The organism is Streptomyces spiroverticillatus, from assembly GCA_014650415.1.
GTDB lineage: Bacteria > Actinomycetota > Actinomycetes > Streptomycetales > Streptomycetaceae > Streptomyces > Streptomyces spiroverticillatus.
Genome location: BMUX01000002.1, coordinates 423,860 through 448,818, shown reverse-complemented (window position 1 = coordinate 448,818; position 24,959 = coordinate 423,860). Strand labels below are relative to the sequence as shown.

Genomic DNA, 24,959 nt, shown 5'->3' with positions numbered 1-24,959 from the left:
GGTGACCAGACTAGTCCCTGGGTTCAACAGACTGTGAGGTACGTCCCGTGCCCCGTTCGCTCGACGGACTCGTCCTCGCGCCGGTCGCCGACCAGGCACCGGGACAGGTCGGCACCCGCACCCGTTTCGCCTACCACGAACAGGACGGCCGGATCTGGGCCGAGTACGCGGGCGGCGACGTCGTGCGCGGACACCTGGTGGGCACGCGCGAGGGCGACCGGCTCGACTTCCGGTACGTGCAGCTGAAGCACGACGGGACGACGTCCTCGGGTCATTGCCTGTCGCAGGTCACCCTGGATTCCGACGGCCGAGTTCGGCTGGAGGAGAGTTGGGCATGGGAGTCCCAGGACGGCAGTGGCACGAGTGTCGTCGAGGAAGTGCCCGGCGGCGGACAGGAAGCCGCTGCGGAACAGCAGTCCTGACGGCTCGTCAGAAACGTAAGGTGGTCGCGTGAGCGAGCAGAAGCGAATCGTCGTCGTCGGCGCGGGCATGGCCGGGGTGCAGACCGCCGTCGCCCTGCGGGAGCAGGGCTTCCCCGGCCCGGTCACCCTGATCGGCGCGGAACCCCACCCGCCGTACGACCGGCCGCCGCTGTCCAAGGCGGTGCTGCTCGGCAAGGCGGAGGGCTCCGCCTTCGAGGTCGACTTCGCGGCGCTCGGCGTCGAACTGCGCCTGGGCTGCGAGGTCGTCGCCCTGCGCCCGGACGACCACGAGATCGACACCCTCGCGGGACCGGTTCCGTACGACCTCCTGGTGATCGCCACAGGAGCGGACCCCATCACGCTCCCCGGCACCCTCGGCGCCCCCGGCGTGCACCTCTTGAGGACGCTCGACGACGCCCACAGGCTGCGTCCGGTGCTGGACGCACAGAGCGACGTCGTGGTAGTCGGCGCCGGCTGGATCGGTGCGGAGTTCACCACCGCCGCCCGCGAGGCCGGCTGCGCGGTCACCGTCGTGGAGGCCGCCGACCGCCCGCTCGCCGGGACGATGCCCGCCGAGATCGCCGTGCCGATGGCGCAGTGGTACGCCGAGGGCGGCGCCGAACTGCTCACCGGTGCACGGGTGGCCGCGGTGGAACCGGGCGCGGTGCTGCTCGCCGACGGCCGCCGCATCCCCGCCGGCGCGGTCGTCGTCGGCATCGGAGCCAGACCCACCACCGGTTGGCTGGCGGGGTCCGGCGTGGAACTCGGCGCGGACGGCTCCATCACCGCCGACGAGCACCTGCGCACCTCCGTGCCCGACGTGTACGCCGTCGGCGACTGCGCGTCCTTCCCCTCGCACCGCTACGGCACACGCCTGCTCGTGCACCACTGGGACAACGCCCTCCAGGGCCCGCGCACCGTCGCCGCCCACGTCATGGGCACGGCGGCACCGCCCTACGATCCGGTGCCCTACTTCTGGTCCGAGCAGTTCGGCCGCTTCGTGCAGTACATCGGCCACCACGCGGACGCCGACGAGATGATCTGGCGCGGCGACCCCTCCTCGCCCTCGTGGTCGGTGTGCTGGCTGCGCGAGGGCGCCCTGGTGGCGCTCCTCGCGGTCGGCCGCCCGCGCGACCTGGCGCAGGGGCGCAAGCTGGTGGAGGCGGGTGCGGCCCTGGACCCGGTGCGGGCCGCCGACCCGTCCGTACCGCTGAAGACGGCCGTACGGAATCCGTGACGTTGAAGACGGCCGTACGGAATCCGTGACGCCGGAGACGGCCGTACGGAATCCGTCACGGCACCCGCCCGGCCCGTACGGAATCCGTAGTGGGTGCCGGGCCCGGGTGCCGGTTGTCAGTCCTGGATGGCACGCTTGTCCTGTGACCGAGATTGACGCAAAGATCGACGCCCTCGTCCCCGCCTGGCTCTACCTCCCCGACATCGCGGAGATGCTCGACCTGGAGGTGACGAAGGTGCGGCAGCTGGTGAAGGACGGCCAGCTCATCGCCGTACGACGCGGTGAGAACCGTTCGCTCCAGGTGCCCGCCGCCTTCATCGACGGCAACCAGATCGTCAAGGGCCTGCCCGGGCTCCTGACGGTCCTGAAGGACGACGGCTTCTCCGACGTGGAGATGCTGGAGTGGCTCTTCACCGCCGACCCGACCCTGCCCGGCACCCCCGCGCAGGCCCTGAGCGAGAATCGCGGCACGGAGGTGAAGCGCCGCGCCCAGGCGCTCGCCCTCTGATCCGCCGCACCACACCACGGCGGTGTGCGGCCGGCCCCGGGCCGGCCGCACACCCGCCGCCGACCGACGGGGCCCGACCCCGCCACCACGGGGGGAACCGCACCATGCCCACGCCCAGCGAGCAGCTCGCCGACGCCCGGCTCTACCTGTGCACCGGCGCCCGCAAGGAGCGGGGGGACCTCCCCGCCTTCCTGGACGCCGTGCTCTCCTCGGGCGTGGACATCGTCCAGCTCCGCGACAAGGGCATGGAGGCCGGTGAGGAGCTGGAGCACCTCGCCGTCATGGCCGAGGCCTGCCGCAAGCACGGCAAGCTCCTCGCGGTGAACGACCGCGCCGACGTCGCGCACGCCATCGGCAGCGACGTCCTGCATCTCGGACAGGGCGACCTGCCCGTCCCCGCCGCCCGCGCGATCCTGGGTGCCCACAGCGACGACATCCTGATCGGCCGCTCCACGCACGCCGAGTCCGAGGTGGACGCCGCCGTCGCCGAGCCCGGCGTCGACTACTTCTGCACGGGCCCCTGCTGGCCCACCCCCACCAAGCCCGGCCGCCACGCCCCCGGCCTCGACCTGGTGCGTTACGCGGCCTCCCTGGACCAGCCGCGCCCCTGGTTCGCCATCGGCGGCATCGACGCCCACAACCTGGACGAGGTGCTGGCCGCCGGAGCCCGCCGGGTCGTGGTCGTCCGCGCCCTGACCGAGGCCGCCGATCCGGCCTCCGCCGCCGCCGACCTGGCCAAAAGGATCAGGTCATACGATCAGTAACCGTTCACGGTGCGCCGGATAACTGTCCGAAGGGTGGACAAGAAACCGGCATAACGGACCTATGCCTCCTGGGTGGTTGGGCCTGCGCCGCCCCGCTGGCTAATCTCTCGGCATGGCCCTTGGCACAGCTTCCACCAGATCAGATCGCGCCCTTACGGTGCGTGAGCTGCTGGAGACCGGAAAGACGTCGTTTTCCTTCGAATTCTCGGCCCGCAGAACCGAGAAGGGCGAGCAGAACCTCTGGAACGCCCTGCGCCGGGTCGAGGCCGTGCGGCCCAGCTTCGTCTCCGTGACCTACGGCGCGGGCGGCTCCACCCGCGAGGGCACGGTCAAGGCCACGCAGAAGATCGCCTCCGACTCCACGCTCACCCCCGTCGCGCACCTCACCGCCGTCGACCACTCGGTCGCCGAGCTGCGCAACATGGTGGGCCAGTTCGCCGACGCGGGCATCCGGAACATCCTCGCCGTGCGCGGCGACCCGCCGGGCGACCCGATGGGCGAATGGGTCAAGCACCCCGAAGGCGTGACGTACGCGTCCGAACTCGTCGAACTCATCAAGGAGTCCGGCGACTTCTGTGTCGGCGTCGCCGCATTCCCCGAGATGCACCCGCGCTCGGAGAACTGGGATTCCGACATCCGCCACTTCGTGGAGAAGTGCCGGGCCGGTGCCGATTACGCCATCACCCAGATGTTCTTCGACCCGGAGAGCTATCTGCGGATGCGTGACCGCGTGGAAGCAGCGGGTTGCCACACGCCGATCATCCCGGAAGTGATGCCTGTCACGCTGGTCAAGCAGCTCGACCGGCTTCCGCAGCTCAGCAACGCGCATTTCCCGGACGCCGTGAAAGAACGCATGCTCGCGGTCAAAGACGACCCCGCCGCTGTACGCTCCATTGGCATCGAGTTCGCCACGGAGTTCTGCGCGACGCTGCTTGCCGAAGGTGTACCGGGAATGCACTTCATCACGCTGAACAACTCGACGGCGACGCTCGAAATCTACGAGAATCTCGGACTGCACGACCAGACGTCACTGCCGACGCAGTCGTAAGCAGTCATCACAGCTGTACTCGCGCCGCCGCGTCCACCAGGGGACGCCACGGCCGCAGGAGAGGGGCGTACATGGGCTGGACGGTCCTCTACATCGCATTCGGCGTGGTCGCGCTGTGGCTGCTCGGCGAAGTGCTGTTGCAGTACAAGGCGCGGCTGCGCTGGCGGGTGCTCGCCTTCGCGGGCTTCGCCGTCGTCGTGGTCGGCGTGCTGCTGCCGTCCGTCGTGGTGATCGGCGCGGGCGCGATCGCCTTCGCCGTCGGCCAGACGTACGTCACGCTGTCCTTCCGCCGGGGCTTCTCCACCGGCTGGGCGATCGGCGGCAGCCCGGGCGCCAGCAAGCGCCGTCGGGGCAACGCGGAAGCGCCCGCGCAGCAGCCGACCCTCCAGGTCTCCGGCCTGGAGTACGGCGAACAGGGCGGCCAGGGCGCCGGGTTCGACGGTGTGCCCGGCTACGACCAGGGCCACGGCGCCGCGCATCAGGGCGACCCGCAGACCCCGGTCTACGAGCCGCAGCCGATGCCCGACGAGACCGGCCGGTACGGGATCTACGACGCCTCGTCGCCCTACCCCGCCCCCTCGGCCGCACCGCAGCCGCAGGGCCACGACGACTTCGGCAGCGGCTCCTACCCCAGGTACGACCCGCAGGGCGGTCACTCGCACGCGAGCGCCGACACCGGGGCCTACGCCTACGACACCGGGCAGCAGCAGTACGCCGCCTACTCCGACCCGTACATCGGCACCCAGTCCTACGGCGGCACCGAGTACGACTCCTACGGCGGCCAGCAGCAGATGTACCCCGGCCCCTACGACAACTACCCGGGCGAGACCCCGCCCGGCGGGGTGTGGGTGCCGCAGCAGCGCGACGGCGAGCAGCCGCTGGGCCCCGAGACCCCGCAGCAGCCCGCCGGTTACCCCAACGGGTACGACACGGGCGCGAACGGGCAGTACCGCTACTGAGCAACCGAAAGGGCCCGAACCTCCACCGGGGGTTCGGGCCCTTTCGCGTGTTCCTACTGCGAGCCCCGGAAGTCGTCCCCCTCGACGATCAGCCCGGCGACCAGCGCGCCCGACATGCCCGCGTGCGCGAGCCCGCCGCCGGGGTGCGCCCAGCCGCCGGCCGCGTAGAGGCCGGGCAGGCGGGGGGAGTTGGACCGCATCAGCCAGCGCCCCGAAGCACCCGCCAGAGCCGGTGCGGGGAGGTTGCCGTCGGGCGCGCCGGTCTGCGCGGCGATGTCCCGGGGGGTGCGGACCTCGCGCCACAGGATGCGGTCGGCCAGCCCCGGGACCGCCCGGGACGCCTGCGCCACCATCGCGTCCGCCCAGGCGGAGCCCAGCGAGGGCGTCCAGTCGTCGAGGTCCAGGGACGGGGCCGCAGCGGTGAGAACGACGGTCTCGTGCGCGTCGTCGGGGCGCAGGGCCGGGTCGTCGGGGCGCATGACCCACACAGTGGGCGACTTCGGCGCTCCCGCGTCCTCGAAGACGGTACGCAGCTCGGCCGTGCGGTCCGAGGAGTGGACCACCGTGCGGTGGGCGGCCTGCGGGTCACGGGCACCGGACAGTGCCAGGCAGACCGTCACACGACCCGCGCCCGACACCTCCAGATCCGGTTGGAAGTCGCCCTCGGCGTACAGCTCGTGGCCCTCCCAGGGGCCGTCCGGGCGGCCATGGACCAGTCCGTTGACCACCGCCGGGTGCACGGCCGCCACCACGTGGTCCGCCTCCACCTCGGTGCCGTCCGCCAGCTCCACGCCGCCGACCCGGCCGTCCCGCGCGGTGACGGCGACGACCTCCGCGCCGAAGACGAACTCGACCCGGCGGGCCAGACAGCGCGCGTACACGGCGTCCGCCAACGCCCGCATGCCGCCGCGCACGTACCAGGTGCCGAAAGTCTGCTCCATGTACGGCAGGACGGCGGCGGAGGCGGGTGCCCGGCGCGGATCGAGGCCGAACGCGAGGGCGTAACTCTCCAGCAGGGCCACGAGGCGGGGGTCGCGCAGCTCCCAGGCGCCGACTTCGGCGAGCGTGGAGGCCCGGCGCTCGCGCAGCAGCCGGCGGGTCGGGACCGAGGGGTACGGGTCCTTGCCCAGCACCTGCCAGTTCGGCCACAGGGGCTCCTCCAGCAGCGGCCTGCGGACCCGGTCCCAGGCGTCCCCGGCGCGGCCCATGAACGCGTCCCAGCGCTCGGCCTGCTCCGCGCCGAGCGTGTCGGAGAGGGCGGCCACCGCGCCGCGCGAGGCGTTGGGCAGCGAGACGTCCGTGCCGTCCGCGAACAGGTGGCGGCTCGCCGGGTCGACCGGGGCCAGATCGACGGAGTCCTCCAGGGACTCCCGGCCGGTCTTGACGAACAGGTCCCGGTACACGGCGGGCAGATGCAGCAGCCCCGGTCCCGTGTCGAACGCGAAGCCGTCCCGTTCGAAGCGGCCCACCGCCCCGCCGTGCGTGCCGCCGCGTTCGTACACCGTCACCCGGTGGCCCGCGACGGCCAGCCGGGCGGCGGTCGCCATCGCGCCGAGCCCGGCGCCGATCACCACAATCCGTGCCATGCCAGTGACTTTAACCGGGACCACTGACAACTCAGCGAGGAGGCGGCCCACCCGTTCCCGTCAGGCGTTTCTTTTCACGGCGCTGCGCCCGACGGCGGCGGAAGCGCCTGATCCGGCTCGCCAGGAAGACCAGTATCACCAGGCCGATCAGCAGCAGCGCCCCGGCGATCGAGGCCGCCGCGACCGGATGGAACATGGCGAAGCTGACGATCCCCGCGACGCCCAGGTCCTCAGCCGTGCTCAGCACGATGTTGGAGAACGGCTCGGGCGAGGTGTTCACCGCCATCCGCGTCCCAGCCTTCACCAGATGGCTCAGCAGCGCGGTCGAACCGCCCATCGCGCCCGCCGCCAGCTCCGGCAGCGAGCCGTTCTGTCCGGCCAGCAGCGCTCCGACCACCGCTCCGGCGATCGGCCGGATCACCGTGTGGACGCTGTCCCACAGCGAGTCCACGTAAGGGATCTTGTCGCTGACCGCCTCGATCAGGAAGAGGATTCCGGCGACCACCATGACGTCGGTGCGCTGCAGGGAGGCAGGCACCTCGTCGCTGATTCCGGTCGCGCCGAAGACACCGAGGAGCAGCACCACCGCGTAGGCGTTGATGCCGCTGGCCCAGCCGCTCGTGAACACCAGGGGGATGACCGACACGCAGGTGATCGTAACCAGCCGGTGCCGGCAACAGGGCGTTCAGGAAAACGCCGGCCCGGTGAGGCTCGATCCCCCCGAGCGTCACCGGGCCGGTGCGTTTTCCCCCGTTCCCCGTTACGTCCAGGGTCTCGCGCCGCTTCCGCCGCCCCGTGTCGGCGGTCTCGGCGCGAGCGCCCCTTCCGTGGTTCCCACTCTGTCGTCTGCCCAGGTGGGAGCCCATCCGCGCACCTACTCATCTCAGGGACTAGGTACGGATACTCAGACGTGGGCGCAGGGGCTCAGGCAAGCACCGGGGCCGGTGACGGAAACGAGCACCGGCCCTGGTGACAGAAACCGGCCCCCGGCCCCGGCGTCAGGGACGCCCGCCGCCCACCCGCCCGTGCAGCAGCCGCGACAGCGCCGCGTGCACGTCGTCCAGTGAGCGCTCGCTCTGGAACGCCTGCCAGTCCAGCGCGGCCACCAGCACCATGCCGACCAGCGCCGCCGCGGTGAGCGGGATGTCGATCTCCTCGCTCAGCTCGCCGTCCGCCACCCCCTCGGTGAGCACCCGCTCCACGACGGCCACCGCCTGCTGGCGCACCACCAGGAGCGTCGACTGCCACGCCCGGTTGGTGCGCCACAGCTCGGCGACGTACAGCTGCGTGAACGCGGGATAGCGGTGGATGAAGAGCAGACCGGCGCGGATCATCGCGTCCAGTGCCTCGACCTTGCTGCCGCCGCGCGCGGCGGTCTCGTCGGCCGCCTCCTGGAGGGAGGCCGTGAGCAGCCCCACCCCGTACCGCAGCAGCTCTTCGAAGAGCTCGCTCTTGCTCTTGAAGTTGTAGTACACCGTGCCCTTGGCGACACCGGCACGCTCGGCGATCTCCTCCACGGTGGTCGAGGAGAAGCCCTTCTCGGCGATCAACGTCACGGCCGCCTCGTAGAGCTTCTGCCGGGTGTTGCGGCGGCGCGTGCTGGTGCTGTCCATGGGGCTGATTCTCCCAGGCCCCCCGGCGTCCACCGGTGCCGTGCTCACAGGCTCAGCTCCGGGTGCAGGCGGTCTAGCGTCCACACCTGCTTGCGGCGGGCGGAGAGGGCGGTCAGGGCGAGCGCGCCCGCCGTGAAGGCGGCCAGGACCAGGCTGCCGGTCCAGACCGGCTCGAGACCGCCGCCGGAGATCAGCCTGCGCAGCCCCTCGACGACGTACGTCATGGGCAGGAACGGGTGCAGCGCGTTGAAGAACCCCGGAGAGGTCTGCACCGGGTAGGTGCCTCCTGCCGACGTCAGCTGGAGCATCAGCACCGCGAGCACCAGGATGCGTCCTGCCGCCCCGAACCGGGCGTTCAGCCACTGGATGATCGCCGCGAAGCAGGCCGACACCAGCACCAGGAAGCCCAGCGTCCCGGCCGTGCGCGCCATCTCCAGGCCCAGTGCGTAGTGCAGCACCGCCATCAGTGCCCCGACCTGGAGCACCCCGAGCGCCACCACCGGCAGCCAGCCCGCGAAGGCGATCCGCCAGGCGGAGGCACCGGCGGCCAGTGCGCGCCGGCTCATCGGCTGGATGAGCATGTACGCCACCATCGCGCCGACCCACAGGGACAGCGGGATGAAGTACGGGGCGAAACCGGTGCCGTAGTTGGGCGCCTTGTGCAGCGATTCGGAGGCCAGCTTCACCGGGTCGGCCATGACCTCGGTGCGCTTGTCGCGGGAGTCCTTGTCGTAGTCGGGGATCTTGTCGACGCCGTCGTGCAGACCGCCGGCCAGCTTGCCGCTGCCGTCGGCCAGCTTGAACAGGCCGCCGTCCAGGTTGTTCGCCCCGGTCTTCAGCTTGCCGACGCCCTGGTCGAGATCGGTGGCGCCGTTGCGGGCCGAGCCCAGGCCGGTGTGCAGCTTGGCCGCCCCCTGGGAGACCTTCTGCGCGCCGGAGTTGAGCGCGTTGACCTTCGCGACGGCCGCGCCCAGGTCCTCGTCCAGGTGCGGGGCCTCACGCACGAGCTTCTGCGACTTGTCCTGGACGTCCTTCAGACGGGTGTCCAGGAGGGCCAGGTCGCTGTTGCTGTCCTTGACCATGGCGTTGACGTCCTCGGCCACCGTGGCGGCCTCCTGGGCCGCCGTGACGCCCTTCTTGAGGATCGGGCAGGCCTTCGCCGCGGCGGCGGCCTTCGGGTCGTCCTCCGCCCCCTGGGGGGCGTTCACGCAGAACTCCTGGTGCAGGGCGGCCAGGTCGCCCGCGATCTTGCGCGATTCCTTCGCGGCCCCGGGGGCCCGCTTGACCAGCGTCGAGAGGTGGTTGCGGGTGATCTTGGAGGAGTCCGCGACGAGCTGCGCCGCGTGCGCGACCGACGTGCCGTCGTCCTTCAGGTACGGGCGGACCTTGCCGGAGATCCCGTTGACCTTGTCGGCCAGCACCTTGGTGCCGTCGGCGACCTGCTTGGCGCCGGAGGCGAGGTCGCTCGCACCCTGGTCGAGCTTCTTGATGCCGCCCGACAGGTCGCCGCTGCCCTTCTTGGCGTTCGTCAGCCCGTCGGCGAGGTCCTTGGAGCCCTTCTTGGCCTTCCCGATGCCGCCGTCGAGGTCCTTGGCGCCCTGGGCGGCCTTCTCGGTCGCCTCGTGGATGTCGGAGAAGGAGATGAAGATCTTGTCGAGGAAGCCCCGGGAGGCGTTCGTGGAGGCCGCCCGGCGCACCTCGGAGAACACCGAACGGGAGATCTGCCCGACGATGTAGTTGTTGGAGTCGTTGGTGTGCACCTGGAGCGCACCCGTCTCCGGGCTGTCGCCGGAGCTGGAGGCGATCCGCTCGCTGAAGTCCGAGGGCATCGTCAGCGACAGGTAGTACGCGCCGTTCTCGACACCGTCCTTGGCGTCCTTCGCGCTCACCTCCTGCCAGTCGAAGACCTTGCTGTCGCGCAGCTTCTCGGTGATCTCGTCACCGGCGGTGATCTTCTTGCCGGCGGCGGTCGCACCCTTGTCGTCGTTGACGAGCGCCACGGGGATCTTGTCGAGCCGCCCGTACGGGTCCCAGAAGGACCACAGGTACAGGGCGCCGTACAGCAGCGGCAGCAGCAGGAGCGCGACCAGCGCGGCACGGGGGAGCTTCCCCCTGCCGAAGCGCTTCAGCTCAAGAGCGGCCAGTTTCGGCGAGCGCATCGGCCGCCCCCTCCTCGATCGACACGTCACCGGCCGCGGTCGCAGCACCGGTGTTCTTCTTCGCGTGCTTGGGTGCCTCGTCGCGTACGTTGCGCACGGACACCAGCAGGGCGTCCTTCGGCGGCGCGCTGCACACCGCGACCACGGTGACGCCGGAGTCGGCGATCGACCGGAACAGCTCCCAGGCCTCCTCGCGCTCGGCGTCCGACAGCTTCAGGTCCGCGTCGTCCACGGCGACCAGGCGCGGCGCGCCCATGAGCGCCAGGCCCATCGACAGCCGCAGCGCCTCCAGCCGCTCCAGATCGCGTACGGACGTCCGCTCGCCCTTCGGCAGGGCGGCGAGGTCCAGGCCCACCGCGGCCATGGCGGCGTCGATCCGGGCCCGGGCCTCGGCCCTGCGCACCGAGGGCTTCTTCAGGAGCGAGCGCAGCGAGCCGTCGAACCGGCGCTGGAGCAGGGCACGTTCGCGCAGGTGCTCGGCGACGGTGAACGCGGAGTCGAGGTCGCTGACCCCGGAGACCGGGCCGAGCGCACTGATCCGCCGTACGCCCGCCATCTTCTTCGGCAGTCGCAGGCCGGCCACCTCGGCGTGGCCCTCGGTGGCGCGCATCCGTCCGGTGAGCGCGAGCAGCAGGCAGGTGCGGCCCGACCCGGACGGGCCCTCGATCGCGACGAACGAACCGGCGGGCGCGGTGAAGTCCACGCCCCGGAACGCCCAGCCGCGCGGCCCCTTGAGCCCGAAGCCCACCGCGCCGACCGCGGCCCCTCGGGCCTCGCCCACGGCGTCGCCCCCCTGGGCTTCCCCTGTGGCGTCGGACGCCTCTGCCGTCCCGGTGTGCGGGCTGTCCACGCACCCTCCCCATTTTTGAACTGACCAGTCAGTTCAAAAGTATGCCCTGCACCCCCGGCGCCAAAAGCCCAGGTCAGGCCGGATTGTCAGTGGCGTCCCTCACAGTGGGCTCAGACGGCATCCGTGCCGTTGTCCGAGACAGGAGGTTCGTCATGGCACAGGCCGACGTTCACCCCGTGCAGCGCCGCACCCAGGCGCCGCCCGCGGCCCTCGATCTGCTCGCCCAGGCCCACCGGGGCCTGGAGGAGGCCGCGCTCGCCGAGACCGCCAACGAGCGGTACGCGAGTGCCCACTTGGCCGCCCTGCGCACGGCCGCCGCCGTGCTGGCCGCCCGGGGCCGCCCCGAACCCACCCCGCGCCGCCGGCAGCGGATACGCAGCGCCTGGGAGGTGCTGCCCGAGACTGCGCCCGAACTGACCGAGTGGAGCGCCCTGTTCGCCTCCGGCGCCGAGAAGCGGGCCCGCGCCGAGGCGGGCATACGCGGCGCGGCCAGCACCCGGGACGCCGACGACCTGATCCGCGACACCGCGATGTTCCTGCGTCTGGTCGAGCGGATGCTCGTACTCCAGCCGACGCTGCCGCGCAGCAGGGAGGGACAGGAGCGGGGCCCGCAGGCCCGATGACCCGGCCGGCCGGGGGAGAGCGGGGGCCCGCAGGCGGGACGACCCGGGCAGTCGGCCGCCGACGGGCGTGCGCACCCGGGGTGACCTGGGCGGGGTCGGCGGCCGTGCCCATTAGGCTGGGCCCAGCCGTGTCCGCGGGGGCTGGCCGCACCGTTCGCCCCGCACCGTTCACCGAGGAGTCAATGCCGTGTCGGAATCGATGCGCCCCCGCGCCTCCCTGCGTACCGCCGTGGTCTGGGAAGTCCTCAAGGACGCCCTCGACCACCGGGCCAAGGAGACCGGCCGCGACACCCTGGACGTCCTCGACACCGGGGGCGGCACCGGGAACTTCGCGGTGCCCGTCGCCAAGCTCGGCCACCGCGTCACCGTCGTCGACCCCAGCCCCAACGCCCTCTTCGCGCTGGAGCGCCGGGCCGCCGAGGCGGGCGTCGCCGACCGCGTCCGCGGCGTCCAGGGCGATGCGCTCGGCCTCTTCGACGTCGTCGAGCGCGACGGCTACGACGCCGTCCTGTGCCACGGGGTGCTGGAGTACGTCGACGACCCCGCCGAAGGCCTGCGCAACGTGGTCGAGGCGCTCCGCCCGTCCGGCACGCTCAGCCTGCTCGCCGCCGGAAGCGGCGGCGCCGTCCTGGCCCGCGCGCTCGCCGGACACTTCAACGAGGCCCGTCAGGCGCTCACCGACCCGGCCGGCCGCTGGGGCGCGGGCGACCCGGTGCCCCGCCGCTTCACCGCCGACCAGCTCCGCGAGCTGGCCCAGGGCGCGGGTGTCGAGGTCGCCGCCATACACGGCGTACGGGTCTTCGCCGACCTGGTCCCCGGCGTCCTGGTCGACACCGAACCCGGCGCGATGGAGGCCCTCCTGAAGCTGGAGGCCGCCGCCGCCGAGCTCGACGCCTTCCACGCGGTGGCCACCCAACTGCACGTCCTGGGCGCCAAGCGAAGCGACGCCTGACGGCACCGGGCGGCCCCTCCGACGGGCCGCGGGCCCCGCTCCGCGAGCCGTGATCACGGCCCGCGATCCCGTCCGGAGCAACGGGCCCCGTCCTTGCGAACATCCCCTCCACGGGGGCTGATCAGCGACGAGTCGGGGTACCAGGGAAGTACGGAGTCCGCCGCGGGCCCCCCGATCAGCCTCCGGGCCCCGTATGATCGGGGGACACCGTCGGCATGACGGGTCGGCCGTTGGGGAATGCACGCTTCAACAGCCAAGCCGGCACGGCGGCCCGGATTGGCGAAATGGCGTAGAGGGCGGGTTTCACGGGGGCGATTCCCTGCCTATTCTGAAAGGGCCGCATCCGGTCGCCCCCCGCGACCGACGAGTAGGAGGACTCCGTGCCGCTCTCGGAGCACGAGCAGCGAATGCTCGAGCAAATGGAGCGAGCGCTGTACGCCGAAGATCCCAAATTCGCGACAGCGCTTGAGGGAAGCGGGCTGCGTACGTACACCCGGCGACGGGTCTACCAGGCGGTCGCAGGCTTTCTGGTGGGTATCGCGCTCCTCATGGCCGGCATGGTCGCCCAGCAAATCTGGGTGAGCGTGGTCGGTTTCCTTGTCATGCTCGGTTGTGCCGTCCTCGCGGTCACCGGATGGCGCAAGGCTCCCAAACCGGGCGAACAACCCGTGCCGGGAATGGCGGCCGCAGGCCGTCAGCCCCGTCAGCGCCGCTCGGTCATGAACCGCATAGAGCAACGCTGGCAGCGCCGCCGCGACGAGCAGCAGGGCAGCTGAGCAGCCGAGCGGCCGACCAACAAGGCGGCTGAGCGGTCCCTGTGCCAGGCAGGGCCAACGACATGTACGTGTGAGGGGCGGACACCTTCGGGTGCCCGCCCCTCACACGTATCCGCTCACACGCATCCCTGCCCACGCACGCGCCCACAGGTGCGCCGACGGGACCCGTACCCCGGGCCCCGCCGACCGCCCCCGCGCTCACCCCCGCTGACGCGCCGTCCGCCGCACCGCAGCGGACCACCGGTCCAGGCGGCCGTTCCCCGACCACCTGCCCACCAGCGCGTCCCACCGCGCGGACAGCGCCCACACCACCCGCACGGTCGAACGCGGCAGCAGCAGCGCCCGCCACCGCTTCCGGCGACCTGCCCGCTCCCGCAGCCCCGCCCGCACCCGGTGCACGTCGTCCACCAGACCACCGCCGGCCCGGGGCACCGGCGCGTACAGCACCTGCTCCACGGCACCGGCCGCCCGGTGCACCGCCTCGGCGCTCTCGCCCTCCAGCGACCCCAGCCGCACGATCCGCGCCGCCGTCCGGCGCGGCGTCTGCGACTCGTCCGGCGCGGTCCCGTAGTCCCACGCGGAGTCGATGATCTCCCGCCAGGCGGCCAGAGTGCGCGCCGCCGCGTCGGCCGGGCTGCGCCCGCCCGACCTCAGCCGCACCGCCCGTACCCGGGTCCGCCACAGCAACGGCAGCGACAGCACGAGCAACAGGCCCAGCACGCCTCCCGCGATCCCTACGATCGTGCCGGTCGGCATCCCGTCGTCGGTCGGCGGCAGCGCACCCGCCTGCTGGGCGCCACCGCAGTTGCCCAGCTTCCGCTCGGCCGCCGGGCAGTTGTCGGACGGCTTGGGCGCCGGGCTCTGCGAGGCACCGGCACCGGTCGAGGGCTGAGCGCTGCTGCTGGCGTCGTCGGAGGGGGTCTCCGCCAGGGTGTACTCCGGGGCCGTGCCCCGGGTGGGCGTCGGCTCGAACCGGGTCCAGCCGAGCCCCTCGAAGTACAGCTCCGGCCACGCGTGCGCGTCCCGCAGCCCGACCGAGACCTCTTGGTTGGACTTCATCGTGCCGGGCGTGAACCCGACCGCGACCCGCGCCGGAATGCCGAGCGTCCGCGCCATCGCCGCCATCGAGAAGGAGAAGTGGATGCAGAAGCCCTCCTTCTGCTCCAGGAAGCGCGCGATGGCCGCCGAACCGCTGCCCGACTGCACCTGCGTGTCGTACGTGAAGCCGCCCTCGGAGGCGAACCAGTTCTGGAGCTTGACCGCACGCTCGTAGTCGTTGGCCGCGCCCCGGGTGACCTGGAGCGCGGTCCGCTTGACCGACGGCGGCAGCGAGCCGGGGACCTGCGTGTACTCCTTGAGCAGCGCGGCCGGCGCCTCGGGCGCGTTCGCCAGCTGTTCCCTGGTCGGCTGCACGGCCAGGCTCCGGACCTTGTACGACACCCCGCTCGTCGTCTGTCCCCGGTCGCCGACCAGGGTCCGGCCCTCCGGCTCGTACCGCCAGCGTCCCTGGATCTCGACCTTCGTCGCGGGGAACGGCAGCGGCAGCCAGTTCTGGGTGTACGACTGGGCGGCCGAGATATTGGTGTTGATCTCCGCCGTGGGCACGTCGGTGCCCAGGCCCTGGGGCCTCGGCAGCGGATCCGGTACGTCCTTGATCTTGCGCTCCGACGACTTCCAGGCCGTGCCGTCGAACTGGTCGAGGGCGACGATCCGCAGGTACATGTCCTGCGGCTGCTGCGCCGTCGTGCGGTAGCGCAGCACCTCCCGGTCGGACGGCTGGTTCAGGCTCTCCTGGAGGGAGACCAGCGGGTTCACCGCCGAGATGGTCCCGCCGCCCCCCACCCCGCCGCCGCCGGGACCGCGCCCGCCGAGCAGCCCGCCGTCGAGGGCGGGCAGCAGCGCCGGGATCACCAGGGCGATGCCGAGGGTGAGCACGCCGATCCGGCGGCCGGTGCGTATCGGGGCCAGCGGCGCGCCGCTGCCCGATTCGATGCCGCCCGCGCTCTTGCGCTGCTTGGCGGGGCCCGCCCCGCCGAACACCCGGCCCCACTGCGCCAGCCGGTCCCGGCTCTCGGCCAGCAGGAGCAGCAGGTAGCCCGTCGCGGCCAGCAGGAACCACAGCCAGCTCGCCCCGCCGCCGGTCAGCCCGGCGGCCACCGAGTACAGCGCGAGCAGCGGCAGCCCCGCCGGGGCCGCACTGCGGAAGGTCACCGCGAGGGCGTCCACCGCCAGCCCGATCAGCAGCACCCCGCCGACCAGCATCAGCCGGATGCCCTCGGAGGCCGGCGCCGGAATGGCGTACCGGTTGATGTCGGCGGTGCCGGAGGTCAGCAGCCGCCCGAACTCCTCGACCGCGTCCGGCCCCGGCAGCACCCCGAGGACCGCCTTGTCGGCCACGAAGAACAGCGTCACCAGCAGCATCGACGCCACCAGCTGCACCACCACCGTCAGCGCCCTGGCCAGCGGCACCCGCCGCGCCAGCGCGCCCACGCCCGCCTGCACGGCCACCAGCAGCGCCGCCATCGGGAACCAGTCCGCGTCCATCACCAGCGGAATCAGCGCACCCGCCGCCATCAGGGTGGCGGCCAGCGCGCACAGCGTCATCCGCCCGCGCCCGCTCACCACAGCACCCCGCCCGACCCACGCCGGTTCCCGCACCCGACCAGCACCCCGCCCGCCCCGGGACAGTCCTCGTTCATGACCAGCCCCCCGAGATCCCCGACATCCCCGATGTTCCCGTCTTCATGCTCTTGCTCTCCGCCACGCCCGTGCGTTGCGCGTCGGCCTGCTGCCACAGCGTCTCCAGCGGTGTCCCCGGCGGTACGGAGACCGCCGTCCACCCCGCCTCGCACAGCAGCCGCATCCGCTCCTCCGCGCGCTCCCGCAGCTCCGCCTCCCGGTCGGGCTCGGCGGTCCACACCGCGGAGTCCGTGACGAAGGCGACCGCGCCGCCGGTGCGCTGGCGCATCTGGGCGGCGATCGCCGCCTGGTCGTCGTCGAGATCGCCGAAGAAGGCGATCAGCAGCCCGTCGTTGCCGCCGCGCAGCACTTCGTACGAAGGGGACAGCCCGCCGCCCTCGGAGTGCCCCACGACCGCGAGGGTGTCCATCATCAGCCCGGCCGAGTCCGCCGACTCCTGCGTGGAACCGGCGAATCCGCCCGACCCCTCGCCGGGCACGGAATTGCCGGTGTCGGTCAACAGCCGTACCGAAAAGCCCCGTTCGAGCATGTGCACCAGGACCGAAGCCGCTCCCGACACCGCCCACTCGAAGGCCGAGTCGGGCCCCGCCCCGGCGTACGCGCCGCGCCGGGTGTCGAGCAGCACCGTGCAGCGGGCCCGCTGCGGCTGCTCCTCGCGGCGCACCATCAGCTCGCCGTAGCGGGCGGTGGAGCGCCAGTGCACCCGGCGCAGGTCGTCGCCGTGCCGGTAGCCGCGCGGAATGATGTCGTCCTCGCCGGCCAGCGCGAGCGAGCGCAGTCGCCCGTCGCCGTACCCGTTGGCCTCGCCCGTGAGCCGTACCGGAGGCAGTGCCTCCACGCGCGGGATCACGGTCAGGGTGTCGTACGCGCTGAACGACCGGCTCAGCTCGCACATCCCGAACGGGTCGGTCAGCCGCAGCTGGAGCGGCCCCAGCGGATAGCGTCCGCGCAGGTCGGAGCGGACCCGGTACGACACCTCGCGCCGCCCGCCCGCCTCCACCTTGTCCAGTACGAACCGGGGCCTGGGCCCCAGCACGTACGGCACCCGGTCCTGGAGCATCAGCAGACCGGTGGGCAGCCGCGAGACGTTCTCCATCCGCAGGTGCACCCGCGCCTCGGACCCCGCGGGCACCCGCCCCGGGGTCAGCCGGCGGCTGCCCGCGACCCGGTAGCGGGTGCGGTACAGCACCACGACGCACATCAGCGGCAGCACCGCCAGCAGCACGCCCACCCGCAGCAGGTCGCCCTGCCCGAGCACGAACGCGCAGACCGCCGCGGCCAGCCCGGCCGCCAGGAACGACCGGCCGCGCGTGGTCAGCCCGGCCAGCGCCGCCCTGACCCCGCCCTTCTCCCCGGGCTCGGGCTCGGGGGTCCGGCCGGACATCACAGCGGCCGGACGCCGGGCGCACCGTACGGCGGCGCGGGGGTGCCGGAGCCGGTCGGCACCGGCGTGCGCTGGAGGATGTCCAGCACGACCTGCTCGGAGGTGCGCCGGTTCAGCTGGGCCTGCGCGGTCGGCAGCAGCCGGTGCGCGAGGACCGCCACGGCCAGCGCCTGCACGTCGTCGGGCAGCGCGTAGTCCCGGCCGCTGAGCGCGGCGGAGGCCTTCGCGGCCCGCAGCAGGTGCAAGGTGGCGCGCGGAGAGGCGCCCAGGCGCAGGTCGGGGTGGTTGCGGGTGGCGCCGACCAGGTCGACCGCGTAGCGCCGTACCGCCTCCGCCACGTGCACCGTGCGCACCGCGTCGATCAGCTTCACCACGTCGTGGGCGTGCGCCACCGGCTGGAGGTCGTCCAGCGGGGACACCCCGCCGTGCACGTCCAGCATCTGGAGCTCCGCCTCGGGGGAGGGGTAGCCGATGGAGACGCGGGCCATGAAGCGGTCGCGCTGGGCCTCGGGGAGGGGGTAGGTGCCCTCCATCTCGACCGGGTTCTGGGTGGCCACCACCATGAACGGGTTGGGCAGCTCGTACGTCTGCCCGTCGATGGTGACCTGGCGCTCCTCCATGGACTCCAGGAGCGCGGACTGCGTCTTGGGCGACGCACGGTTGATCTCGTCGCCGATGACTATCTGCGCGAAGATCGCGCCCGGCTTGAACTCGAAGTCGCGCCGCTGCTGGTCGTATATCGACACACCCGTGATGTCGGACGGCAAAAGGTCCGGCGTGAACTGGATGCGGCGCACCGAGCAGTCGATGGATCTGGCCAGCGCCTTGGCGAGCATCGTCTTGCCGACGCCCGGCACGTCCTCGATCAAGAGGTGCCCCTCGGCGAGCAGCACGGTCAGCGAGAGTCGTACGACCTCCGGCTTGCCCTCGATCACAGCCTCCACCGACCTGCGGACCCGCTCCGCTGTGGTGGTCAGATCTGTGAGGCTCGCTCGATCGTCATAGGTCGTCACCCGGCCCTCCTCGGCCCATACGGGCCGGCGTCACGACGACGCGAACGGCCCACCCCGAAACACGGACACCGCGGTCGGAAGGTTCCCGACCGGGTGTCTCGTACGCATTCTTGTTGCCGTTACCGCTTCGTGTCACTCGCCTGTGGACAAGTGAGTGCGAAATGCCGGAGTCAGGGCTTTTTTGCACACCCGCAGTGCGTGCCGAGCACGCTTCAGGCGGGGTCGATCTCCCGCAGCAGACCCGTGGTCACGTCGAAGACGAAACCGCGCACGTGGTCGGTGTGCAGCAGGAACGGCGAGGTCCGCACGCGCTGCATCGACTGCCGTACGTCCTGGTCGACGTCGCGGAAGGCCTCGACCGCCCAGGACGGGCGCTGGCCGACCTCGTCCTCGATCTCGTGGCGGAAGTCCTCGGTGAGGGACTCCAGGCCGCAGTTCGTGTGGTGGATGAGTATGACGCTGCGGGTGCCGAGCGCGCGCTGGCTGATGGTCAGCGAGCGGATCACGTCGTCGGTGACCACACCGCCCGCGTTGCGGATGGTGTGGCAGTCGCCGAGCGCGAGGCCCAGTGCGTCGTGCAGGTCGAGACGGGCGTCCATGCACGCCACCACGGCGACCTTCAGGACCGGACGGGCGTCCATCCCCGGGTCGCTGAACCCGGAGGCGTACTCCTGATTGGCCTTGACGAGGCGGTCGATGACCGTCGGGTCGGTGTCGGAACCCTCGGGGAAAGATGCGGAAGTCGACATGACTATGACGGTAATGGTCACCGCGGGTGCGGACCTGCCGGGGGAGGGGAAAAAGGAGGTCAACCCACCCTGTTGTGAGCTAACCCACAAGGCCCCGGACAAGCCCCCCACCCTTCCCTCGAACGAGTGAAACAGCGGCCGCCGGGACTGTCGCGGGCACGCCGCGCGGTCCGTCGCCCGTTGATTGACCGCGAGGGCCGGTGGACTAAAGTGACGCGTTGTACGAAATCCAGTGAGTTCCCCGCGCGGCAGTACGTACGGCCCGGCCTCCGCCCGCTCGTCGGCCGGTTTCCGGACCGGCTCCCCTTCCCGGGCGGGTGGGGACCGGGCCGTATGTGCACTCTGCAAGCCGCGCGCTTTTGTCTGAGAGGGCGCATGAGCCAGACCCGACACGTCCCGGTGATGCTCCAGCGGTGCCTGGACATGTTGGCCCCGGCCATTTCCGAGCCCGGCGCGGTCGTCGTCGACTGCACCCTGGGGCTCGGCGGCCACAGCGAAGCCCTCCTCACCCAGTTCCCCGACGTCCGCCTGATCGGCCTGGACCGGGACAAGGAGGCCCTGCGCCTCTCCGGCGAGCGCCTGGCCCCCTTCGGCGAGCGCGCCACCCTGGTGCACGCGGTCTACGACGAGCTGCCCGAGGTCCTTGAGAAGCTCGGCATCCCGCGCGTCCAGGGCGTCCTGTTCGACCTGGGCGTCTCCTCCATGCAGCTCGACGAGGCCGACCGCGGTTTCGCGTACGCCCAGGACGCACCCCTGGACATGCGCATGGACCAGTCGACCGGGGTGAGCGCAGCCGAGGTCCTCAACACGTACGCGCCCGGAGAGCTGGTGCGGATCCTGCGCCAGTACGGCGAGGAGAAGCAGGCCAAGCGCATCGTCTCGGCGATCGTGCGCGAGCGCGACAAGGAGCCCTTCAGCAACAGCGCCCGCCTGGTCGAGCTGATCCGCGACGCCCTCCCGCAGGCCGCCAAGCGCACCGGCGGCAACCCCGCCAAGCGCACCTTCCAGGCCCTGCGCATCGAGGTCAACGGCGAGCTGGACAGCGTGGAGGCCGCCATTCCGGCAGCCGTCGCGGCGATCTCGGTCGGCGGCCGGGTCGTCGTCATGTCGTACCAGTCGCTGGAGGACCGCATCGTCAAGCAGGTCTTCGCGGCGGGCGCGGCCAACACCGCCCCGCCCGGACTGCCCGTGGTCCCCGAGCGTTACCAGCCGCGCCTGAAGCTCCTGACCCGCGGCGCGGAGCTGCCCACCGAGGAAGAGGTCGCCGAGAACCGCAGGGCGGCCCCCGCCCGGCTGCGCGGCGCCCAGCGCATCCGGGAGGAAGAAGCCAGTTGAGCAAACCGGCCAAGCAAGTACGGGGGAGAGCGGCGAGGCTCTCCGAACTGATGCCGTCCGGGCCCGCCCAGGCGGCCCGCACCCCCTTCGTGCTGCTGGTCGTGGTGCTGCTCGGCGGCGGCCTGATCTGCCTGCTCATGCTGAACTCGGCGCTCAACGAGGGCTCGTTCAAGCTGAACGACCTCAAGAAGCAGACCACCGAGCTCACCGACGAGGAGCAGGCCCTCCAGCGCGACGTCGACGACCGTTCCGCCCCCGGCGCCCTGGAGCGCCGGGCCCGCGAGCTCGGCATGGTCCCCGGCGGCTCCCCGGCCTTCCTGGACCCCGACGGCACGGTCCGCGGCACCCCGAGCCAGGCCCCGCCGCCGGAGCCCGCCCCGGAACCGGTGCGTCCGCAGCACGCCCTGGCCGTCCCCCCGGTCGCCCCCGGAACCGCGGGCCAGGCCCCACCCGTCAACCAGGCACCACCCCCCGCACAGGTGCCACCGTCCCCCCGGACACCCCAGACATCGCCCCCGCCCACCTCCGGGCAGCAGACTCCGACGACCCCCGGCAGGTGACGCAGTGCCCCCGAAGGCTGTGCCCCCGAACGACGGACCGCGCCGCCGGGTCCCGGCCCCCGGCCGCCCGGCCGCCCGCAGGCCCGCCCCGGCCCGCCGCCCCGCCGCGAAGGCCAAGACGCTCCGGCTCGGCAGCCCCAAGCCGAGGCTCCGCCTGGTCAGCCTCGGTCTGACACTGGTGATGCTGGCCTTCGTCGTACGCCTCTTCCAGGTGCAGGCCGTGGACGCGGCGACGTACACCGACAAGGCGGAACGCCAGCGGCAGGCGAAGCACACGCTGACCGCCGAGCGCGGCGAGATCACCGACCGCAGCGGCATCGCGCTCGCCGCGAGCGTCGACGCGCACGACATCACCGCCGACCCCTTCCTCTTCACCCCCGAGCAGGCCAAGATCCCCGACGCGCCGCAGCAGGCCGCCGCGATCCTCGCCCCGATCCTCGGCAGGACCCCCGCCGACCTCGCGAAGAAGCTCGCCTCCCCCAAGTCGCGGTACGTCGTCCTGGCCCGCCGTCAGACCCCCCAGGTCTGGAAGCAGATCAAGGACCTCAAGAGCGTGTACGGGGACAAGGCCGCCGCCGCGAACGCGCGCAAGCCGAACTCCGCCGCCAACCTCCTGGGCGGCATCCTCCAGGAGGCCAGCAGCAAACGCGTCTACCCCAACGGCGACCTCGCCGCCGGAATACTGGGCTACGTCAACGCCGAGGGCCGGGGCGCCGGCGGCCTGGAGGTCAAGCTCGACAAGGAACTCGCCGGCAAGGACGGCGAGGTCACCTTCGCCCAGGCGAACGGCCGCCGGGTGCCCACCGCGGGCGCCAACGAGACCCCCGCGGTGCCGGGCTCCGACATAGAGCTCACCATCGACCGCGACATCCAGTGGGCCGCCCAGAGCGCCATCGAGGAGCAGGTCAAGAAGTCCAAGGCGGACCGCGGGTACGTCATCGTCCAGGACACCCGCACCGGCGAGGTCCTCGCCATGGCCAACGCCCCCGGCTTCGACCCCAACGACCTCTCGCAGGCGAACGCGGCGGCGATGGGCAACGCCGCCCTCCAGGACGCCTACGAGCCCGGCTCCACCTCGAAGATCATGTCCATGGCGGCCGTGCTGGAGGAGAAGGCGGCCCACCCGGGCACCCACGTCGTCGTCCCCAACCGGCTCAAGCGCGGCGACCGCCTCTTCAAGGACGACATCGACCACCCCACCTGGTACCTCACCCTCAACGGGGTGCTCGCCAAGTCCTCCAACATCGGCACCATCCTGGCCACCGGCGAACTCGGCGACACCCAGGCCGAGGCCAACAAGGTGCTGCACTCCTACCTCACCAAGTTCGGCATCGGCCGGCGCAGCGGCCTCGGCTTCCCCGGCGAGACCCCCGGCATCCTGGCCCCGCCCGAGAAATGGTCCACCTCGCAGCAGTACACGATCCCCTTCGGCCAGGGCCTGTCCGTCAACGCGCTCCAGGCGGCCTCCGTGTACTCCACCATCGCCAACGGCGGCGTGCGGATCGACCCCACCCTCGTACGCGGAACCAAGGGCCCGGACGGGCGGTTCACCCCCGCGCCCGCCCCGAAGAAGACCCGTGTCGTCAGCGACCAGACGGCCAAGACCCTCGCCAAGATGCTGGAGTCGGTCGTCGACGACGAGGAGGGCACCGGCACCAAGGCCCGCATCCCCGGCTACCGGGTCGGCGGCAAGACCGGCACGTCCAACCGGGTGGACCCCCAGACCGGCCGCTACAAGGGCTACACAGCTTCCTTCGCCGGGTTCGCGCCCGCCGACCAGCCCCGGATCACCGTCTACTGCGCCATCCAGAACCCCACCAAGGGCAGCTACTTCGGCGGCCAGATCTGCGGCCCCATCTACAAGCAGGTCATGGAGTTCGCCCTGAAGACCCGCCAGGTCGCCCCGACCGGCGGCAAGCCCGCCCGGCTCCCGGTCACCTTCGAACCGGGCCAGTGACGCAAAAGCGCGGGCGCCGAAGTGGAATCCCGAGTACCGGAGCGGAAACCCTCAGTGACAACGCTCACCAACGACCACCGAAAACGGGTTGCGCAGCCCCCCTGCTTTCGCCCGCAGCCCGGTCCGGCGGGTACGCTCACCGCCGTGCCACACGCTGATCAGTCCCAAACCACCCAGAAGGACGCCCCGGTGAACTACCCCGGAGCGCCCAGGCCGGACCGGGTCCGCCCGACGACCCTCGGGGAGCTGGCCGAACGGCTGGGCATCGAGTCCCCAGGACCTGGAGAGACCACAGGAACCACTGGAAGCACCGGAGTCACCGGGATCACGCACGACTCCCGCGCGGTCCGCCCCGGCGACGTCTACGCCGCCCTCCCCGGGGCCCGCCTGCACGGTGCGGACTTCGTCGCCCAGGCCGCCGAACTCGGCGCCGCCGCGGTCCTCACCGACCCGACGGGCTATGAGCGCGCCGCCGCGACCGGTCTGCCCGTACTCGCCGTGGAGAACCCGCGCGCCCACATGGGCCAGCTCGCCGCCGACATCTACGGAAACCCCGGCCGCGACCTGCTCCAGATCGGCATCACCGGAACCTCCGGCAAGACCACCACGGCGTACCTCGTCGAAGGCGGTCTCAAGGCGGCCGGAGACCTCCCCGGTCTCATCGGCACGGTCGAGATGCGCATCGGCGACGAGCGCATCAAGTCGGAGCGGACCACCCCCGAGGCCACCGACCTCCAGGCCCTGTTCGCGGTGATGCGCGAACGCGGCGTGAAGTCGGTCGCCATGGAGGTCTCCAGCCACGCCCTGGTGCTCGGCCGGGTCGACGCCTGCGTCTTCGACGTGGCCGTCTTCAACAACCTGAGCCCGGAGCACATGGAGTTCCACTCCGACATGGAGGACTACTTCCAGGCGAAGGCACAGCTCTTCACCCCGAAGCGGTCCAAGCTCGGCGTGCTCAACTTCGACGACGAGTACGGCCGCCGCCTGGTCACCGAGGCCACCGTGCCGGTGATCACGTTCTCCGCCGAGGGCCACCCGGACGCCGACTGGCGCGCCGAGAAGGTCGACGTGGGCCCGCAGTCCAGCACCTTCATGGTGATCGGACCGAACGGCGAGCACGTGCACGCCACCGCACCGCTGCCCGGACCCTTCAACGTCGCCAACACCCTCGCCGCGATCGTCACCCTGGCCGCCGCCGGGTACGACCCGCAGACCGCCGCCGACGGCATCGCCGCCGTGCCCGGCGTCCCGGGCCGCCTGGAACGCGTCGACGCGGGGCAGGACTTCCTCGCCGTCGTCGACTACGCGCACAAGACGGACGCCGTCGAATCGGTCCTGCGCGCCCTGCGCAAGGTCACCGAGGGGCAGCTGCACATCGTGCTCGGCTGCGGCGGCGACCGCGACACCCACAAGCGCGGACCGATGGGCGCAGCCGCCGCACGGCTCGCCGACACGGCCGTACTGACCAGCGACAACCCCCGCTCCGAGGACCCCCTCGCGATCCTGGCGACCATGCTCGCCGGAGCCGCCGAGGTGCCCGCCCACGAGCGCGGCGACGTCGCCGTCTTCGAGGACCGGGCCGCCGCCATCGCCGAGGCGGTCGCCCGAGCGCAGAGCGGCGACACCGTCCTCGTCGCCGGCAAGGGCCACGAGCAGGGCCAGGACATCAACGGCGTGGTCCGTCCCTTCGACGACCGCACCGTGCTCCGCGCGGCGGTCGAGCGCCGCATGGAAGCCAAGAAAGACAAGAGGGGCTGACCGGAA

General features: G+C 72.0%; 22 protein-coding genes. 13 read left to right on the top strand and 9 right to left on the bottom strand.

All coding sequences use genetic code 11. The features are described from left to right. Nucleotides 1–47 precede the first annotated feature (47 nt). From IE269_RS06345 to IE269_RS06320, 6 genes are all read left to right on the top strand, one after another. Entirely contained in the window at nucleotides 48–422 is a 375-nt protein-coding gene (locus IE269_RS06345) for an avidin-fold protein (protein ID WP_189821735.1), read from the top strand. Nucleotides 423–489: 67 nt separating this feature from the next. Next, nucleotides 490–1,659: an NAD(P)/FAD-dependent oxidoreductase gene (locus IE269_RS06340; protein ID WP_189822082.1), complete on the top strand. Its 1,170-nt coding sequence runs from the start codon at nucleotides 490–492 to the stop codon at nucleotides 1,657–1,659. Between the two features lie 142 nt (nucleotides 1,660–1,801). After that, the gene (locus IE269_RS06335) at nucleotides 1,802–2,167 is read left to right on the top strand and encodes an Rv2175c family DNA-binding protein (protein ID WP_189821734.1); all 366 of its coding nucleotides are present in this window, start codon (nucleotides 1,802–1,804) and stop codon (nucleotides 2,165–2,167) included. Nucleotides 2,168–2,271: 104 nt separating this feature from the next. Further along, a complete protein-coding gene (thiE, locus tag IE269_RS06330) occupies nucleotides 2,272–2,931 on the top strand; it encodes a thiamine phosphate synthase (RefSeq protein ID WP_189821733.1) in 660 nt (219 codons plus the stop codon). A gap of 112 nt (nucleotides 2,932–3,043) precedes the next feature. Continuing rightward, complete coding sequence (gene metF, locus IE269_RS06325; RefSeq protein ID WP_189821732.1) at nucleotides 3,044–3,979, top strand: methylenetetrahydrofolate reductase [NAD(P)H]; 936 nt, start codon at nucleotides 3,044–3,046, stop codon at nucleotides 3,977–3,979. Between the two features lie 71 nt (nucleotides 3,980–4,050). Next, entirely contained in the window at nucleotides 4,051–4,938 is an 888-nt protein-coding gene (locus IE269_RS06320) for a hypothetical protein (RefSeq protein ID WP_189821731.1), read from the top strand. 53 nt (nucleotides 4,939–4,991) lie between these two features. Here the strand turns inward: IE269_RS06320 and IE269_RS06315 are convergent, their stop codons facing one another. The 5 genes from IE269_RS06315 to IE269_RS06295 all read right to left on the bottom strand — a co-directional run bounded on the left by IE269_RS06315 (nucleotide 4,992) and on the right by IE269_RS06295 (nucleotide 11,077). Further along, nucleotides 4,992–6,524: a phytoene desaturase family protein gene (locus IE269_RS06315; protein ID WP_189821730.1), complete on the bottom strand. Its 1,533-nt coding sequence runs from the start codon at nucleotides 6,522–6,524 to the stop codon at nucleotides 4,992–4,994. Between the two features lie 31 nt (nucleotides 6,525–6,555). Continuing rightward, nucleotides 6,556–7,170 carry a DUF4126 domain-containing protein gene (locus tag IE269_RS06310; RefSeq protein ID WP_189821729.1) on the bottom strand — a complete coding sequence of 205 codons (615 nt, stop codon included), beginning with the start codon at nucleotides 7,168–7,170 and terminating at the stop codon, nucleotides 6,556–6,558. A 352-nt stretch (nucleotides 7,171–7,522) separates the two neighbouring features. Next, nucleotides 7,523–8,137: a TetR/AcrR family transcriptional regulator gene (locus IE269_RS06305; protein ID WP_189821728.1), complete on the bottom strand. Its 615-nt coding sequence runs from the start codon at nucleotides 8,135–8,137 to the stop codon at nucleotides 7,523–7,525. A 44-nt stretch (nucleotides 8,138–8,181) separates the two neighbouring features. Next, the gene (locus tag IE269_RS06300; protein ID WP_189821727.1) at nucleotides 8,182–10,296 is read right to left on the bottom strand and encodes a YhgE/Pip family protein; all 2,115 of its coding nucleotides are present in this window, start codon (nucleotides 10,294–10,296) and stop codon (nucleotides 8,182–8,184) included. Next, nucleotides 10,268–11,077, bottom strand: coding sequence for an ATP-binding cassette domain-containing protein (locus IE269_RS06295; RefSeq protein ID WP_189822081.1), 810 nt, complete (start codon nucleotides 11,075–11,077; stop codon nucleotides 10,268–10,270). Before IE269_RS06295 ends, IE269_RS06300 begins: the two co-directional genes overlap by 29 nt. 221 nt (nucleotides 11,078–11,298) lie before the next feature. On the opposite strand from IE269_RS06295, the gene IE269_RS06290 reads away from it, so the two are divergent. The 3 genes from IE269_RS06290 (at nucleotide 11,299) to IE269_RS06280 (ending at nucleotide 13,497) form a co-directional block, all read left to right on the top strand. Beyond that, complete coding sequence (locus IE269_RS06290) at nucleotides 11,299–11,769, top strand: SAV_6107 family HEPN domain-containing protein (RefSeq protein ID WP_189821726.1); 471 nt, start codon at nucleotides 11,299–11,301, stop codon at nucleotides 11,767–11,769. 187 nt (nucleotides 11,770–11,956) lie between these two features. After that, on the top strand, nucleotides 11,957–12,721 hold the full coding sequence (locus IE269_RS06285; RefSeq protein WP_189821725.1) for a methyltransferase: 765 nt from the start codon (nucleotides 11,957–11,959) through the stop codon (nucleotides 12,719–12,721). 380 nt (nucleotides 12,722–13,101) lie between these two features. Then, nucleotides 13,102–13,497, top strand: coding sequence for a DUF3040 domain-containing protein (locus IE269_RS06280; RefSeq protein WP_189821724.1), 396 nt, complete (start codon nucleotides 13,102–13,104; stop codon nucleotides 13,495–13,497). A gap of 198 nt (nucleotides 13,498–13,695) precedes the next feature. Here IE269_RS06280 and IE269_RS06275 read toward each other — a convergent pair whose 3' ends face one another. The 4 genes from IE269_RS06275 to IE269_RS06260 all read right to left on the bottom strand — a co-directional run bounded on the left by IE269_RS06275 (nucleotide 13,696) and on the right by IE269_RS06260 (nucleotide 19,343). Further along, on the bottom strand, nucleotides 13,696–16,119 hold the full coding sequence (locus IE269_RS06275) for a transglutaminase TgpA family protein (protein WP_189821723.1): 2,424 nt from the start codon (nucleotides 16,117–16,119) through the stop codon (nucleotides 13,696–13,698). Nucleotides 16,120–16,192: 73 nt separating this feature from the next. Next, nucleotides 16,193–17,581 carry a DUF58 domain-containing protein gene (locus IE269_RS06270; protein ID WP_189821722.1) on the bottom strand — a complete coding sequence of 463 codons (1,389 nt, stop codon included), beginning with the start codon at nucleotides 17,579–17,581 and terminating at the stop codon, nucleotides 16,193–16,195. Further along, nucleotides 17,581–18,594, bottom strand: a complete 1,014-nt coding sequence (locus tag IE269_RS06265) for an AAA family ATPase (RefSeq protein WP_189821721.1) — start codon at nucleotides 18,592–18,594, stop codon at nucleotides 17,581–17,583. Before IE269_RS06265 ends, IE269_RS06270 begins: the two co-directional genes overlap by 1 nt. Before the next feature lie 212 nt (nucleotides 18,595–18,806). Continuing rightward, nucleotides 18,807–19,343, bottom strand: coding sequence for a beta-class carbonic anhydrase (locus tag IE269_RS06260; RefSeq protein WP_229897814.1), 537 nt, complete (start codon nucleotides 19,341–19,343; stop codon nucleotides 18,807–18,809). A 375-nt stretch (nucleotides 19,344–19,718) separates the two neighbouring features. Here IE269_RS06260 and rsmH point away from each other — a divergent pair, with 375 nt between their 5' ends. From rsmH to IE269_RS06240, 4 genes are read left to right on the top strand one after another with little or no spacing between them, the layout of a single operon-like run. Further along, on the top strand, nucleotides 19,719–20,678 hold the full coding sequence (gene rsmH / locus IE269_RS06255; RefSeq protein WP_189821720.1) for a 16S rRNA (cytosine(1402)-N(4))-methyltransferase RsmH: 960 nt from the start codon (nucleotides 19,719–19,721) through the stop codon (nucleotides 20,676–20,678). Continuing rightward, the gene (gene ftsL, locus IE269_RS06250; protein WP_189821719.1) at nucleotides 20,675–21,238 is read left to right on the top strand and encodes a cell division protein FtsL; all 564 of its coding nucleotides are present in this window, start codon (nucleotides 20,675–20,677) and stop codon (nucleotides 21,236–21,238) included. Before rsmH ends, ftsL begins: the two co-directional genes overlap by 4 nt. Nucleotides 21,239–21,257: 19 nt before the next feature. Further along, the gene (locus IE269_RS06245; RefSeq protein ID WP_229897874.1) at nucleotides 21,258–23,195 is read left to right on the top strand and encodes a peptidoglycan D,D-transpeptidase FtsI family protein; all 1,938 of its coding nucleotides are present in this window, start codon (nucleotides 21,258–21,260) and stop codon (nucleotides 23,193–23,195) included. Between the two features lie 54 nt (nucleotides 23,196–23,249). Continuing rightward, complete coding sequence (locus tag IE269_RS06240) at nucleotides 23,250–24,953, top strand: UDP-N-acetylmuramoyl-L-alanyl-D-glutamate--2,6-diaminopimelate ligase (RefSeq protein WP_229897815.1); 1,704 nt, start codon at nucleotides 23,250–23,252, stop codon at nucleotides 24,951–24,953. The last annotated feature ends 6 nt before the right edge of the window (nucleotides 24,954–24,959 follow it).